Here is a 1,446-nt window from a genome sequence, read left to right as displayed (position 1 = left end):
GATTTTAAGCGCGAAGTACTCGAAATCTCTAAAGCCGTAGGCGATTCGCTTCAACACCTTGATCTTGTTGTTGGCGCCTTCCAGGCGGTTAGTGCCTACGCGGTGAGTGCAGGCGGCAACGATGCCTGAAGACCTGCTTCGCAGCATCGCGGCGAAGAGCCTTGCCGGCTGGAAGCTGAATTGTTCGGCAATGGCGTCAAGCAGTTCCGTGAGTTCAGCGAGCAGTGCCGCAGCGTTTTCTCTGGAGGCCGCCCTCCAGATCCCGCGCAATTGTTCTGCGATCGGGTAGAGCGCTGCGAGCATGGCGTTGTCCTTGATGAGATTCCCGAGGCGCTCCCGAGCGGATTCCAGCAAGGCGTCAATGGAGCGCACCATCAGCCACTCCGCACCACGCAGTTCCTTCTTCGCCTCGCGCTTAGCCTTGCGCAGATCCATGGGCGTAGAGCCGGCATTCGACGCTTCGGCTTCTGCTGCGGCAGAGAGGGCTTTGCTCTTCTCCTTAAAGAGAAACTTGCGGCCTTCAATGAGGACGTCTCTCGTGAAGTGCTGCATCACATGAAAGAGGTCGTAGACGAGCGTTGCTTTAGGCAGGTGCTTCTTCACCATGGCAGGGAATCCGGCGTTCATGTCAACGGCGACGCACTCGATCTGGTCTGCAACACCCTTGTCCTTGAGCCATTGGAACACCACTTCGATGGCGTTTTGGGTCTTGCCCTTGACTACGTAAAAGACCTTGCCGGCATCAAGATCCATAAAGGCGGTCGCATATTTGTGGCCTTTGTGAATGGCGAATTCATCAATGGCCATTCGACGCAGGCTGGAAACATCGGGATCATCGAAAAGGAACTTGAGCTGGTCTTTATCGAGCCCTTTGACGGCCTTCCAGTTTAAGTTGAAGCTGCAGCTGACCTCCGAGATGGAGCGCCCGCTGCGCAGGGCAGTCTGAACTTCCGAGGCGAGTCGTCGTGTATAGCGGCAGTTGGGATCAAGCCAGGTGATCCGCTCCGTGCGGCGACACCCGCAATTGCATCGCACGCGCCGAATGTTGAGGTGCACCAGCGTCCGTTCGACGCCGAGGAAGCTCGCTTCTTTGACGGTGCGTTTGGAGGAGTCTTTGATGTGCGTGCAGGCTTTGCCGCAAGCCGGGCAGATGGGATCGCCGGCAGGCTCGAGATGCAGGTCCAGCGTGCTGCCTGGGGATATATCGAAACGCGCAAGGGAGTAGCCTGGATAAACGATCTGCCACAGGCGCTCGCCGCTGGAGCTGAAAGGCGTACGGGAAAGCAGGGCCTCAATGAGGGAGCGTTCTTCTTCGAGCGGAAGGCATTCTGACGGTACAATTCTGTTCATGCGTAGTTTTTTTAAGTAGTGGTTGTTTTTGCTTTGACTACATCTTAATGAAAACTACGCATTTTTCATGTCTGCGACCTCACCAGCCGTCGATCG

Annotated in this window: 1 protein-coding gene; it reads right to left on the bottom strand. The window is 56.2% G+C overall.

The genetic code is table 11. The annotated features are described in order from the left end of the window. The coding region (locus tag GBM95_RS11680) for an ISL3 family transposase (protein ID WP_152159246.1) at nt 1-1,350 on the bottom strand (1,350 nt) is incomplete at its 3' end. Nucleotides 1,351-1,446: the final 96 nt, after the last annotated feature.

Origin of the sequence: Sutterella seckii (genome assembly GCF_009183815.1) — a bacterium.
Taxonomy (GTDB): Bacteria; Pseudomonadota; Gammaproteobacteria; order Burkholderiales; family Burkholderiaceae_F; genus Sutterella; species Sutterella seckii.
Note: the sequence above shows the minus strand (reverse complement) of the source record. Positions and strands in the feature narration are given on the sequence as shown.